This window comes from Gelidibacter sp., from assembly GCF_035515035.1.
Classification (GTDB): domain Bacteria; phylum Bacteroidota; class Bacteroidia; order Flavobacteriales; family Flavobacteriaceae; genus Gelidibacter.
Genome location: NZ_DATJCA010000110.1, coordinates 15,284 through 30,172, shown reverse-complemented (window position 1 = coordinate 30,172; position 14,889 = coordinate 15,284). Strand labels below are relative to the sequence as shown.

The following is a 14,889-nucleotide window of genomic DNA, read 5'->3' as shown; positions in this document are numbered from 1 at the left end:
ATAGCAAAATTACTAATAAACTACTTTATTATTAAAATATTGTTTTTATATCGGTAGTGTCGAAATATCTTCTTTTTAAGAAAATTGATTAATAGCTTTTTCGCTTGACACTGAAGTAATTATTTCAAAGCTCCAACATATTTGTTGGAGCCTTTTTATATGATATTTACTTCGGTTTCAATTGTAATTCCAAAAATCCGTTGAATTGTATTTTGAATGAGTTTTGCCAATTTGAGGATATCTGATCCTTTGGCATCTCCATAATTGACCAGTACCAAGGCTTGTTTTTTATGAACGCCATAATTATTAAAGGTCTTGCCCTTGAAGCCAGATTTCTCAATCAGCCAGCCAGCAGGTACTTTAACTTCATTTGGAGATACGCTATAACTGGGAATATCCGGGAAGTTGATTTTGAGTTGTTCAAAATGGGCATTAGAAATCACAGGGTTTTTAAAGAAACTCCCACTATTGCCAATCTCTTTTGGATTTGGAAGTTTGCTTTCCCTTATGGCGATCACTGCTTTTGAAATGTCCTGAATAGTTGGGTCAGTGATGCCCATGGTTTCTAATTCGTTAGTGATGGCGCCATATTCTGTATGTAATTGATGTTGATGCTTGCTCAATCTCAACGTCGTGCTTACAATCACGTGGGTATGCTTTTTATCTTGTTTAAAAACGGATTCCCGATACCCAAAATGACAGGCATCTTTCATAAACGTTTCAACTGCTTGTGTATGTATGTTAAATGCGTCACAAGACTCAAAAACATCTTTTAACTCCACGCCATAGGCGCCAATATTTTGGATGGGTGCGGTTCCCACATTTCCTGGAATCAATGACAAATTCTCTATACCTCCAAAATCGTGCGCCAAACACCATAAAACAAATTGATGCCAATTTTCACCCGCATAGGCCTTAACCAAAACTTCGTCTTCGTCTTGATCAATAATTTCAATGCCTTGCAGTGCCAATTGAATTACCAAACAATCTAAATCTTTTGTGAGCAACATATTGCTGCCCCCACCAAGAATAAATTTATCGGGATAGGCATCCCAACTTAGGGCCTCTTTTAAGTCTTGAATGCTTTTAACCTGTACAAAATATTTTGCACGAGCATCCAACCCAAATGTATTATAGGGTTTTAATGATATGTTTTCTTGAATTCGCACTAGTTCGGGTAAACTTTTAAGGCTTCTTTTAATATAAAGACAGCTTTAATCAAGCTTTCTTCGTTGAGCACGTATGCTATCCTGACTTGATTCAGTCCTACATTTGGTGTTGAATAAAACCCTGCGGCTGGAGCTACCATGACGGTTTCCATATTATAGTCATAGCTTTCCAATAACCATTGCGCAAAATGATCGGCATTTTTTACCGGTAATTCTACAATACAATAAAAGGCACCTTTTGGTTCGGCAACTTTCAGACCCTCAATTGTCTTCAATTCCCTGATGAGGGTGTTTCTCCTTTTGACATATTCTTGAATAACGTCATCAAAATAGCTTTGGGGCGTTTCCAATGCCGCTTCACTGGCAATTTGGGCCAAGGTAGGAGGGCTCAATCGTGCCTGTGCAAATTTTAGAGCAGTGGCAATAAAGTCCTTGTTTCTCGAAACCAAATAACCAATTCGCGCACCACACATGCTATAACGTTTCGATACAGAATCAATCATGATGGCATGGTCCTCGAGGCCTTCCTCTTGCATAATGGAATAAAATTCATTGCCATCATAGACAAATTCTCTGTAAACTTCATCGGCAATCAAAAACAGGTCATGTTTTTTTACAACAGCCGCCAATTGTTTGATTTCTTCTTTGGAATAAAGGTATCCGGTAGGATTTCCAGGGTTGCAAATTAAAATGGCTTTCGTTTTATCTGTAATCAGTTTTTCGAATTCCTCAATGGGTGGCAAAGCGAAATTATCTTCTATTTTTGAAATTACGGGTACCACTTTAATATCAGAAGCGGTTGAAAACCCGTTATAATTAGCATAAAATGGCTCTGGGATAATAATTTCATCATCAGAATCCATAATACTACCAAAAGCGAACAACAAAGCTTCACTGCCACCCGTGGTTACAATAATATCACTGTGGTTGACATTGATGTTATTTTTAGCGTAATATTGGGCTATTTTTTTTCTGTATCCTTCCGATCCTTCCGATCTCGTATATGCTAGAATATCCAAAGAATGCACTCTAACGGCATCCAAGGCAACTTCGGGAGTTTTGATATCCGGTTGTCCAATATTTAAATGATAGACAGTTTTACCTTCTTTATAGGCTTGTTCGGCGTAAGGAACTAACTTTCTTATAGGGGATGATGGCATCATCTGTCCCTTTTTTGAGATTTTTGGCATGAGCTTAATGTTTAAGAGGGCAAAGTTCTGAAAATTATCCCAAAGATATTTGAAATTCATCATGTAAAAAACGAATATAGACCCAAAGATGTGTAAATTGATATGACTCTAGCCTCATATCAGATGAATAAGAGATATTTTACTTTTTTTTGCCTCGTTTTCTTTTGCGGACAGTCCTTTTCGCAGAGTGGTTTTCGTTTGATTCAGAGGGAACGTACGAAAGTTAAATTTCAATTTATTGACAATCTCATTATTATTCCTGTGGAAATAAACGATGGGACGTTTTCTTTTATTTTAGATTCGGGGGTAAGTAAACCAATTATGTTCAACATTATAGGTCCTTCAGATTCATTGAAGTTCAAAAACATTGAAAGTATTTACTTAAGAGGTTTGGGTGATGGAGAATCCACCGAAGCTTTAAAATCAAGAAACAATAAATTTAAGATTGGTGATGCGGTAAATTTCAATCAGGATGTGTTTATCATCTCCGATCAAAGTATAAATTTCACGCCCAGATTGGGTATTCCAGTACATGGTATTATTGGTTATGACATATTTCGGGATTTTATTGTCGAAATAAATTATGGATCAAAGTATATAAGGTTGAATAATCCGGAAACCTTTAAATATAAAACATGTAAAAAATGTGAAACCTTAAATCTAACTCTATATAACAACAAACCATTTATTGATGCCATAGTTGAAGTAAATGGAGGGAGCGTTCCTGTAAAATTATTGATGGACTCCGGTGGGAGTGATGCGTTGTGGTTGTTTGAAGATAATTCATTAGGACTGATCCCCGAAATAGACAACTATTTTATGGATTTTTTAGGTAAAGGATTAAGTGGGAGTGTACATGGCAAACGATCAAAATTAAAGAGATTTTCCATAAAAAGTTTCCATATCGACAATCTTAACGTTGCTTATCCAGATTCTGCAGCAGTAAGTTTCGCTAGAAAATATAAGGAACGGAGTGGGAGTATGGCAGGAGAATTATTAAAACGTTTTAATATCATTATGGATTATAAAAATACAAAAGTTACTTTTAAGAAGAATCAACATTTCAATGATCCCTTTGAGTACAATAAGAGCGGTATGGTATTAGAGCAGGTTGGAGTTAGGATCGTTAAGGAAAGAAATCAGGGGTCTCAATATATAAACAATCAATCTAATGAAGAGAATTCTAGATTGTCAGTAATAGAAGCGTTTAAATTCACACTCAAACCCGCATTCAGAATTGTGGAAATGAGGTCCGAGTCGCCTTCAGAAAGAGCAGGTTTAAAGTTGGGGGACATTATCCTATCCATTAATAATAAGGAAGTACATAGCCTTAAGCTTCAAGAGGTCAATTCGTTTTTTAGAGCTCCAGAAGGAAAAAATATTAAGCTTAAAATTGAAAGGGATGGTGTGATCATGAACTTTCAATTTAAATTGGAAAGTTTATGGTAAAAAAAAAGCCCTCAAACAAATGAGAGCTTTTAAATTGTAAAAGAATAAATTATTGTTCCATTATACTTGTATCTTTTTTGTCCAAAACACTGGTTTTGCTTGAGTCAACAACCTCACCTTTAATTTTAAGGGCAACTGTTGGTGTGTCGGCATTTGATAATACCGTAATGGTCTTTCTAATAGGATTGACACGTTGGGTATCATATTTAACCTGTATTTCACCTTTTTGTCCTGGAAGGATAGGACCTTCAGGTTTTTTAGGCACTGTACATCCGCAAGTAGATGTTACTCTTGTAATAATTAATGGGGCATTACCCGTATTGGTAAATTCAAAAACACGAACGCCGTCTGCGCCTTTTTCGATTGTGCCGTAGTCAATTACGTCAGTCTTAAACTCAATCTTGGCTACTTTGTCTTGTGCAAAAGCAGAAATGCTTAACATTCCTACAAATAAAATTGCTATTAAATTTTTCATCATTTTAATTTTAAATTGATAGGGTCAAAATTACTTACTTTTCACCATTCCACAAAATATTTTAGTTGAACGGTATGAATCTGTTTTATTAGGTCTCAACATTTGGGTTAATATTTGTTTTTATAATTTCACAAAAACAGAAATATAAGTAACTTTGCCTGTTATGATACAAAAACAGTACCAAAGTATGCAGATCCCAGCAAAATATTCCGCTAACAATGTAGAAGATAAGTGGTATTCCTATTGGATGGAACACAAGTACTTCAAGTCCGTTCCTGATGATCGAGAGCCTTATACCATTGTCATTCCGCCACCTAATGTGACTGGGGTTTTACATATGGGACATATGCTGAACAATACCATTCAGGATGTGCTCATCCGTCGCGCTCGTTTACAAGGTAAAAATGCTTGTTGGGTACCAGGTACAGATCATGCGTCAATTGCTACAGAAGCTAAAGTTGTGGCAAAGTTGAAGGAACAAGGTATTGACAAAAATAAATTATCCAGAGAAGAATTTTTGAGTCATGCCTGGGATTGGACCAATGAGTATGGTGGGGTAATTTTGGAACAGCTAAAAAAATTGGGCTGTTCTTGTGATTGGGACCGGACGAAGTTTACCATGGATGATGAAATGAGTGAATCGGTGATCAAAGTCTTTGTGGATCTTTATAACAAAGGCTTAATCTATCGCGGTTATCGTATGGTCAATTGGGATCCGGAAGCAAAGACGACGTTGTCTGATGAAGAAGTGATCCATGTGGAACGCACGGATAAATTATACTATGTTAATTATCAAATTGAAAATCAAGATGGTTTTGTGACCATTGCCACGACACGTCCTGAAACTATTTTGGGAGATACCGCCGTTTGTGTTAACCCTAATGATGAACGCTTTCAACACCTTATCGGTAAAAACGTAATGGTGCCTATCTGCAATAGGATTGTGCCAATAATTGCCGATGATTACGTAGACATGGAATTTGGTACGGGCTGTTTGAAAATAACTCCTGCACATGATGTCAACGATAAGGAAATTGGGGACAGACATCATTTGGAAGTTGTAGATATTCTGAATGATGATGCTACTTTAAATAGTTTCGGTCTTCATCATCAGGGAAAAGATAGAGAAGTTGCTCGAAAAGATGTGACCCAAGAATTGAAGGATTTGGGTATACTTGAAAAAACTGAGGATATTATACATAAAGTCGGAACCAGTGAGCGCACCAAGGCTGTGATAGAGCCAAGACTTTCTGACCAATGGTTTTTGAAAATGGAAGAGCTGGTGAAACCGGCTATTAAGGCAGTTTTGGAGGATGAAGAAGTAAAGTTGTTTCCAAAACGTTTCAATAACACTTACCGTCATTGGATGGAAAATATCCGTGATTGGAACATTTCACGTCAATTACTTTGGGGACAGCAGATTCCAGCCTATTTCTATGGTGATGGAAAAGATGATTTTGTTGTGGCCGAAAATAGCGAGGCAGCGCTGAAGCTAGCTCAGCAAAAATCAAACAACGCTCAACTCACTTTAGCCGATTTAAATCAAGATAAAGATGCTTTAGATACTTGGTTTTCATCTTGGTTGTGGCCTATTAGTGTATTTGACGGAATTCGGAATCCGGATAATCCTGAAATTGAATATTATTACCCAACCAATGATTTGGTGACGGGGCCGGATATTCTATTCTTTTGGGTGGCACGTATGATAGTTGCTGGTTATGAATACAGAGATGAAAAACCTTTTGAAAATGTCTATCTCACAGGATTGGTACGCGACAAACAACGTCGAAAAATGAGTAAATCTTTAGGAAATTCTCCTGATGCTTTAAAACTGATTGAAGATTATGGTGCTGATGGCGTGCGCGTGGGATTATTGTTAAGTTCTGCCGCTGGAAATGACTTGATGTTTGATGAAGACTTATGCAACCAAGGAAAAGGATTTGCCAACAAAATATGGAATGCTTTCCGGTTGGTAACAGGTTGGGAAGTTGCAGAAATTGAGCAACCAGAAGCTTCGAAAATTGCGGTGGAGTGGTATCAGTCTAAATTTCAACAAGCATTAGTTGAAATAGAGGATCATTACAGTAAATATAGGTTATCTGATGCCTTAATGGGCATATACAAGTTGATTTGGGATGATTTCTGCTCTTGGCTTTTGGAGATGATCAAACCAGAATACCAACAGCCAATCGATTCAAAAACATTTAAAAGTGTGATTGAAATCTTTGAATCTAATTTAAAAATATTACACCCGTTCATGCCATTTTTGACTGAAGAAATCTGGCATTTTATTGCGGAGCGAACTCCGGAAGAAGCATTGATCGTATCACGTTATCCAAAATTGGAGTCTTTTGATGCCCAATTAATCGCTGATTTCGAAAAAGTCAAAGATGTGGTTTCAGGTATTAGAACCATCCGTAAAGACAAAAATATTTCATTTAAAGATACTATTGAGCTATCGGTCATCAATAACGAGAAGTTGTCAGAACGCTACAACTCCGTTATTGAAAAGATGGGAAATATCTCAAAAATGGAATCAGTTAGCGATGCTGTGGACGGCGCCTTAAGTTTTAGGGTCCATTCCAACGAGTATTTTATTCCTATTTCCGGTGCCATTAACTTGGAAGAAGAGATCAAGAAATTGAATGACGAATTAAAATACACCGAAGGTTTCCTAAAATCTGTACAAAATAAGTTGTCCAATGAGCGCTTTGTGAACAATGCTCCGGCACAAGTATTACAAAACGAACGCAATAAAGAAGCAGATGCTTTGGCCAAAATCGAGACGATTAAATCGAGTTTGGCAAATTTGAAATAGATGGGAATTGAAACTATGTTGATAAACTTACCTACTCATCCGTTCAGGCGGATTGCACAAATTAGCATAAACTGTTCAGTCGGAATGTAGGCTTTAAATTAGGTATATCATCTTGGTAATAAGTCCGCTTTATTGAGACTTTAGTTAAAACTGGATTTTTGATCGAATTACGCTTAAAATTATAAAATCTACTCTGTGAACCTATGTGCTTCCTCTGTGGAGCTCTGGGTAATACCTTCCCAAATAAGTTGGCAAAGCGTCTAATTAAGTCCTTCCAATTGGAATTTGGTACTATTATTTTTGGAATTTTTTGTTTTGAACTTTGACTTTAAAACGTTGAAACGTCAAAGGTTACCACTCATTAATCCTATTCGAATCTAATTTTACAAAAATAAAGAGTAAAATGGTAAATGCCCAAAGTGCAGAACCCCCATAACTGAAGAACGGAAGTGGGATGCCAATGGTTGGAATCAAGCCCATCACCATTCCTATATTGATCAAGAAATGAAAAAATAATAGAGAAGCAACACAATACCCATAAACCCTGCTAAACTGCGATTTTTGTAATTCTGCTAAATATAATATGCGGAGCAACAGAGCAACAAAAAGCAGGACCACGAGTGCACTTCCCAGAAAGCCCCATTCTTCTCCAACAGTACTAAAAATATAGTCGGTATGCTGTTCGGGTACAAATTTACCGGTGGTTCTCGTGCCTTGCATAAACCCTTTTCCTGTCAATCCTCCGGAACTGATTGCTTTTTCTGATTCGTTCAGATTGTAAAGAATGGTCTGTTTCATTTCATGGAGTTTATCAGGATCACTCTCCAAGCGCAACCATATGCTAATCCTGTCCTTTTGATGAAATTGTAAAATATTGTTGTAAAAATATTTGATACCAAAAGCGACCGCTATACACGCTAAAAGGATGGCAATAGGTTGAATGATTTGTGGGCGTTTTCTTTGTCCAAAAAAATGATGTCCAAAGATTAGGACTGCCGCTACTAGCACTGCCACAACTACATTAAATTTAAGTGCCAATACAGCTAATAAAATTAGAAAAACAGCAATGACAAGATAGATTTGCTGCAAACCTTCTCTATAAAAAACAAAAAAGAAAGCTGCATAAACAACTGTACTCCCTGCATCGTTTTGCAACAAGATTAAAACAGCAGGAAGCACTATAATACCCGCCGCTTTAATTTGATCTTTAAATGTCTTCATATTGGTTTGAAGGTCACTTATGTATTTTGCCAAAGCCAAAGAGGTGGCGAACTTGGCAAATTCACTGGGTTGTAAGGTCATACCACCTATGCTATACCACGCTAAGGCACCATTTACATTTTTTCCAAAAACGAATAACCCCAATAACGATAAGATGGAAATAAAATAGATGATACTGGCAAAACGTTCGTAAAACTTAGCGTCTAATGCCAAAATGAGAATAATGAGAAAAAAAGTAAATATTATAAATACGGATTGCTTTCCGTAAGGATGGTTCATGTCAAAATAACTCGTAACCTCTCCAGAATGGGAGGCTGACATAATGTTGAGCCACCCAAAACCAACGAGCAGTAAAAACAAGGCAATCGTGATCCAATCAAAATTTAATCCTCTAAAATCTCTTTGCATTTATTCTTACTTAAACGGTGATGGTCTTGTACTTAAGGGATTTACAACCGTGTCTTTGGTTATTTTGTCAATGACCTGCAATGCTGATTGCCTGTTAATACCAAATTCTTTTCCAGAATATGGTTTTGCGTATTCGTCCTCCAAGCTGTGGGTTAGAATCCAATTTTCCATGGCGGTCATTGTGATCTCTCCTCTAATATATTTTTCTATCATTAAACTTGCAATCCGACCTGCAAATCGACTGCCCCAATACCCGTTTTCAACAAAAACAGCAATGGCAATTTTTGGGTTATCCTTGGGCGCAAAAGCCACAAAAATGGAATGGTCTGTCAATTGTGTGCGTTTGCCATCTATCCTCATAAAGTTTTCAGCAGTCCCTGTTTTGCCACAGATATCAATCCCTGGCACGCGAAGGGAATAAGCGGTTCCACCATTGTAGACGTCAAACATGCCCTGCACCACAGGTTCAAAGTGCTCTTTATCGATAGTGGTGTAATTAGGTGTGGTATATTTTTCGTCAATTTCTTCTCCTTCAATACTTTTGATGATATGGGGTGTATAATAGAACCCTCTATTGCTGATGGCTGCCACCATATTTGCTAATTGAATTGGTGTAGTCTCAACTTCACCTTGGCCAATAGCATTAGATATATTGTAGGTAGAAGACCATCGATTTTCGCCATACCATTTATCGTAAAAAGCGCCATCTGGTACACGACCTTTATTCCCGATCTTAAGATCATAGCCTAAATAGTCACCAAGTCCAAAGCTCTTAACATGGTTGCTCCAAACATCCATTCCCTCAGCTGGTTTGGCATACTTATCAATAATACGTCTGTAAACATTTACAAAATAGGCGTTGCAAGACTGTGCAATTCCTTGATTCATTGATAAGGGACTTGCGTGGCTATGACATCCCGTCAAACGTCTGTTGCCAAGATAGTACCCATGTCTACATGAGAACTGATCCTGAGTGGTCACTACTTTTTCCTGGAGACCGATCAAAGCACTTAACACTTTAAAAGGAGATCCTGGAGGGTATTGTGCTTTTAGACTTCGATCAAATAATGGTTTTGCAATGGTATCGTTATAAAGCTTAGTGAAATTTCGAGAACGTTGTCTTCCAACCAATAAATTTGGATTGTAGGATGGCGCAGAGACCATCGCAATTATTTCCCCAGAACTCGGTTCAATGGCAATGATTCCGCCGTGTTTATGTCGCATTAAAAGTTCACCGTATTCCTGAAGTTCGGAATCAATGGTTATTGTAATATCTTTTCCGGGCTCAGGCAAAGTGTCATAAATACCATCTTTATAAGGGCCAATATCTCTATTGAATCGGTCTTTTTGAGTAAATTTTATTCCTTTTACACCTCGTAAGACCTCCTCATAGGACAATTCTACACCTTGTTTCCCAATTAAATCGCCACTTTTGTAGTAAGGATCGTTCTCAATAATATAATTGTTAACTTCCCCTATATCTCCCAAAACGTTGGCTCCAATAGTCGTTTGATAATCTCTTAAAGAGCGTTTTTGAATATAAAATCCTTCATATTTTCTGATTTTTTCCTGTAATACCGCATACTCCATTCTCGACAGTTGGGGAATGAAAACAGAAGGTAGCCGAGGGGAATATCGATAGGCTTTTTCGTAAAAATTGATAAAATCTTCCTTAGTGATTTTTAGAAGATTGCATAATTCTAAAGTATCCAATGGCTTTACTTCACGAGGAATGAACATCACATCATAGGATGGCTGGTTGGCCACCAGTAATTTGCCATTTCTGTCATAAATATAGCCTCGTTTAGGATAGTCATAAACCTTTCGGATGGCGTTATCATCTAATAAGCTGTATGGATCTTCATTATACACTTGTAGATAAAACAAGCGCGCAATAAAGACCAAACCTACAAAAGCTATAGTTGAAAGGAGTAATAATTTTCTCATTTACGTTTTTGGGTAAAAAGGATTGTGATGATCAAACAAAGTATAATAGTGAAAATCCCTGAGAATAACGTTTTTTGAAGTATTAAAATTATTTTAGAAATGTTAAAAATTTCTAAGGAGTACATAATGAGATGATGGATGAAAACTAAAGCCGAAAAATAGATCAATTTGCTTCCAAAATCTATTTGATTGAACTTTATGGATTGATAGTCGTAAACCGTTCCGAATGAAAACTTCAAAAACACTGGTCTTATATATGCCAAAGTGACGCAAGCCGCAGCATGGACACCTCCCGAATCAGAAAACACATCCACACAAAAGCCCAATAGAAATGCCAAGAAAACAAATAACGTACGGTTATTGTTTGCCGGGAATATGATAATGAACAGGATATAGATATACGGATTGATATACCCCATAAAATCAATATGATTAAAGATCAAAACTTGGACCAAAACCAAAATGATAAACCTTGCGGCCAATGTTAAGGTTACCTTAGTCATCTTTTGGTTTTTGTAAAGATTTTATTTCGGCAGCCTGCAGATTTTCAATCACATAAACATGGCCAATATTGGTCATGTCGTTAAATAATTTGACGTTAACGATGTACGAATCGCCGCCTCGGTCAATTTTATAAGAGTTAACGGTTCCAATTAAAATACCTTTCGGGAAAATGGTGGATTGACCGCCAGTAATAATAGTGTCACCGATAGCTACCGGTGCAAATTTTGAAATGTCAACGAGTTGTGCGAATTCTGAGGATTCCGTATCCCAAACTAAAGAACCAATATGATTGGTCTTTTTTAATTGTGCATTGATTCGGCTACGCGTGTTTAAAATGGACAATACCGAAGAGAAATTCTGGGAGGTGTTCTCAATAATACCAACAATTCCTTGAGAGGTTATCACACCGTAATCAACTTTAATGCTATCTTTTTTTCCCTTGTTTATGGTCAAATAGTTGGTAGATTGAGAATAACTGTTTTTATAAACATCAGCAGTCCTAAACTTGAAATGCGCATTTAATCTAAGGCTGTCTCTGAGGTTGTACTTCATGGTATCCACATCCAAGTTATGGACAATGGATTTTAACATGCGGTTTTCTTCCAATAACGCCTCGTTTTCCTTTTTTAGGTTGAAATATTGACCAATACTGTTGGCCGTTTTATAAACGGTACCCGTAACCACATTAGAAGAGTTAATGAACTTACTTTTGTGGTAAGAGTGTGATTGAATTGTGAAAAACAGTGACAGTCCCAAAAGCAACAAAAAGACAAGAAAAGTTTTGTTCCTAAGGACAAAGTTTATGATTTGTTGCATTTAGATTTACTATTTTATCAATATACTTTTGAATTTAGGAAGGTTTTTTAATACAATTCCCGTTCCTCTAACTACAGCTCTTAAAGGATCTTCAGCAATATACACAGGTAAATCTGTTTTTTGGGACAAACGTTTGTCCAAGCCTCTAAGCATAGAGCCTCCACCGGCAAGATAAATTCCAGTATTGTAAATATCTGCAGCCAATTCTGGCGGGGTTTGAGATAAAGTTTCCATGACGGAATCTTCAATACGTAAAATGGATTTGTCTAGTGCTTTTGCAATCTCTCGATAAGAAATTTGAACCTGTTTAGGTTTTCCGGTTAAAAGGTCACGTCCTTGAACGCTCATTTCTTCTGGTGGCAATTCTAAATCTTCGGTTGCAGCACCAATCTGAATTTTGATTTTTTCTGCGGTGCGCTCACCCACATATAAGTTGTGCTGTGTACGCATATAATAAACAATGTCGTTGGTAAACACATCACCAGCAACTTTAACTGATTTGTCGCATACTATTCCACCTAGGGCAATCACTGCTATTTCTGTAGTACCTCCGCCTATATCCACAATCATGTTCCCTTTTGGTTGCATGATGTCAATACCAATACCAATAGCAGCTGCCATTGGCTCATGGATTAAATATACTTCTTTACCATTAACGCGCTCACAAGATTCCTTAACTGCACGCATCTCTACCTCAGTAATTCCTGAAGGAATACAAACTACCATGCGTAGCGCTGGTGAGAAAAATTTCTTTTTTAACGCAGGAATGTTTTTTATAAACAAATTGATCATTTGTTCAGACGCATCAAAATCGGCAATAACCCCATCTTTTAACGGTCTTATTGTTTTAATGTTTTCATGCGTTTTTCCTTGCATCATGCTGGCTTCTTTACCAACGGCAATTATTTTTCCTGAAATTCGGTCTCTTGCAACTATTGAGGGGCTATCTACAACAACTTTATCGTTGTGGATAATTAAGGTGTTTGCGGTTCCTAAATCTATGGCTATTTCTTCTGTTAAGAAATCAAAAAATCCCATGCGTTTTGTTGATTATTTAGGTTGATATAAGTTTGTTTTTGATATTGTTGTAAATGTAATAAAACTTCATAAATATCAAAGATTATATTACATCCGTATTTATTCATTTTGGATGTTGGTTTAAATGCCTTTCGGCCTAATTCTATCTAGTGCTTAAAATGACGTGTTCCGGTAAATACCATTGCCACATTATTTTCATTGCAGTAATCAATGCTCAATTCATCTTTAATTGATCCTCCAGGTTGAATTACAGCCGTAATCCCAGCATCCTTTGCAATTTCCACACAGTCAGGAAATGGAAAAAACGCATCACTTGCCATAACGGCTCCTTTCAAATCAAAATTAAAAGACTGTGCTTTATGAATGGCCTGGTTGAGCGCATCTACACGGCTGGTTTGCCCGGTTCCACTGGCCAACAATTGTTTGTTTTTTGCCAAGACAATAGTGTTCGATTTGGTATGCTTGCAAATTTTAGAAGCAAAGATCAAATCTTCTAACTCGTTTTGTGAGGGTTTATTGTTGGTAGTATAGCTTAAATCTGATAAAGCATCTGTTTTATTGTCCTTGTCCTGTACTAAAACGCCGTTCAAGCAAGTTCTCACGGTGGTTTGTGGAAGTTCAACTTCTTTTTGAATTAATAGGATTCTGTTTTTCTTACCTTCTAAAATTTCTTTCGCTTCCGCAGAATAGCTTGGCGCTATCACCACTTCACAGAATAAACTGTGGATTTCTTCAGCTGTAGCCTTGTCAATTTCAGTGTTTGCTATTAAGATTCCTCCAAATGCCGAAACAGGATCGCCTGCCAAAGCATCAACATAAGCATCGCGCAGAGTTTCTCTTTGTGCAAATCCGCAAGCATTGTTATGTTTTAAAATGGCAAAGGTTGGGGATTCACCCTTGAATTCATTCATTAAATTAACCGCTGCATCAACATCTAACAGATTGTTATAACTTAATTCCTTACCATGAAGTTGGGTGAACATGGCTTCAAAATTTCCAAAGAAATATCCTTTTTGATGTGGATTCTCACCATAACGCAAGACTTTACCGTTGGTTTCGCTAATTTTTAAAACAGTTTGCTCCTGATTCTTGTTGAAATAATTAAAAATTGCCGTGTCATAATGTGAAGACACGTTAAAAGCCTTAGCAGCAAAACGTTTTCTGTCTTCATCTGATGTTTCACCTTTTTTGAATTTTAAGAGTTCCAAAAACTCACTATAATCGTCAACAGAAGATACGCAAACAACATCTGCATAGTTTTTTGCTGCAGCTCTAATTAAAGAAATACCTCCAATATCAATTTTTTCAATAATATCTTCGTGACTTGAGTCAGAGGCCACAGTTTTTTCAAAAGGATAGAGATCTACAATTACCAAGTCTATCTGAGGGATGGAAAACTCAGCCAATTCAGCCACATCCTGAGTGTTGTTTTGACGGTTTAAAATACCTCCAAAAACCTTTGGATGCAAGGTTTTGACGCGTCCACCCAAAATGGAAGGGTAGGAGGTCACATCTTCTACGGCAATGACGTTAATGCCTAAATCCTTGATGTACTTCTCAGTGCCACCGGTAGAGTAAATCGTAACGCCTAACTGGCTTAATTCTTTGACAATAGGTTCTAATCCGTCTTTACTGAAAACAGAGATTAAGGCAGATGAAATGGTTTTGTTGTGCATGGTATTGTGTGTTTGTTTGGCATCATTTGGCAATGATTGCTATGGAATGACTAAAATTTAATGAAATGCTATTTTTTAAAGCGCAAAAGTACATATTATTGGAGACAATTTGAGACTGCTGCAGATAGTTTATTTAAGTTTTTTGTAACAAATAATTGTAGCGAACGTCCTATCTTTA

The 14,889-nt window shown here is 37.0% G+C and carries 11 protein-coding genes; 2 read left to right on the top strand and 9 right to left on the bottom strand.

Annotation, left to right across the window (positions count from 1 at the left end; genetic code table 11):
* Positions 1–155: 155 nt before the first annotated feature.
* Entirely contained in the window at positions 156–1,169 is a 1,014-nt protein-coding gene (gene murB / locus VLZ86_RS09340; RefSeq protein ID WP_325450626.1) for a UDP-N-acetylmuramate dehydrogenase, read from the bottom strand.
* The gene (locus VLZ86_RS09335) at positions 1,169–2,359 is read right to left on the bottom strand and encodes a pyridoxal phosphate-dependent aminotransferase (RefSeq protein ID WP_325450624.1); all 1,191 of its coding nucleotides are present in this window, start codon (positions 2,357–2,359) and stop codon (positions 1,169–1,171) included. The genes murB and VLZ86_RS09335 overlap by 1 nt, the downstream gene beginning before the upstream one ends.
* Before the next feature lie 102 nt (positions 2,360–2,461).
* Between VLZ86_RS09335 and VLZ86_RS09330 the strand changes: the two genes are divergently transcribed.
* Positions 2,462–3,808 carry an aspartyl protease family protein gene (locus VLZ86_RS09330; protein ID WP_325450622.1) on the top strand — a complete coding sequence of 449 codons (1,347 nt, stop codon included), beginning with the start codon at positions 2,462–2,464 and terminating at the stop codon, positions 3,806–3,808.
* 49 nt (positions 3,809–3,857) lie between these two features.
* Here the strand turns inward: VLZ86_RS09330 and VLZ86_RS09325 are convergent, their stop codons facing one another.
* A complete protein-coding gene (locus tag VLZ86_RS09325; RefSeq protein WP_325450621.1) occupies positions 3,858–4,283 on the bottom strand; it encodes a DUF1573 domain-containing protein in 426 nt (141 codons plus the stop codon).
* Between the two features lie 187 nt (positions 4,284–4,470).
* On the opposite strand from VLZ86_RS09325, the gene VLZ86_RS09320 reads away from it, so the two are divergent.
* On the top strand, positions 4,471–7,101 hold the full coding sequence (locus tag VLZ86_RS09320; RefSeq protein ID WP_325450664.1) for a valine--tRNA ligase: 2,631 nt from the start codon (positions 4,471–4,473) through the stop codon (positions 7,099–7,101).
* Between the two features lie 351 nt (positions 7,102–7,452).
* Here the strand turns inward: VLZ86_RS09320 and rodA are convergent, their stop codons facing one another.
* From rodA to purH, 6 genes are all read right to left on the bottom strand, one after another.
* Positions 7,453–8,730: a rod shape-determining protein RodA gene (gene rodA / locus VLZ86_RS09315; protein WP_325450619.1), complete on the bottom strand. Its 1,278-nt coding sequence runs from the start codon at positions 8,728–8,730 to the stop codon at positions 7,453–7,455.
* A gap of 6 nt (positions 8,731–8,736) precedes the next feature.
* Entirely contained in the window at positions 8,737–10,677 is a 1,941-nt protein-coding gene (gene mrdA, locus VLZ86_RS09310) for a penicillin-binding protein 2 (RefSeq protein ID WP_325450617.1), read from the bottom strand.
* The gene (locus VLZ86_RS09305) at positions 10,674–11,180 is read right to left on the bottom strand and encodes a rod shape-determining protein MreD (protein WP_325450615.1); all 507 of its coding nucleotides are present in this window, start codon (positions 11,178–11,180) and stop codon (positions 10,674–10,676) included. Before VLZ86_RS09305 ends, mrdA begins: the two co-directional genes overlap by 4 nt.
* The gene (mreC, locus tag VLZ86_RS09300; RefSeq protein ID WP_325450613.1) at positions 11,173–11,997 is read right to left on the bottom strand and encodes a rod shape-determining protein MreC; all 825 of its coding nucleotides are present in this window, start codon (positions 11,995–11,997) and stop codon (positions 11,173–11,175) included. The genes VLZ86_RS09305 and mreC overlap by 8 nt, the downstream gene beginning before the upstream one ends.
* A gap of 9 nt (positions 11,998–12,006) precedes the next feature.
* On the bottom strand, positions 12,007–13,035 hold the full coding sequence (locus VLZ86_RS09295) for a rod shape-determining protein (RefSeq protein ID WP_129016618.1): 1,029 nt from the start codon (positions 13,033–13,035) through the stop codon (positions 12,007–12,009).
* Positions 13,036–13,181: 146 nt separating this feature from the next.
* Positions 13,182–14,711 (bottom strand): bifunctional phosphoribosylaminoimidazolecarboxamide formyltransferase/IMP cyclohydrolase, encoded by a 1,530-nt coding sequence (gene purH, locus VLZ86_RS09290; protein WP_325450609.1) that lies wholly within the window; start codon positions 14,709–14,711, stop codon positions 13,182–13,184.
* Between the last annotated feature and the right edge of the window lie 178 nt (positions 14,712–14,889).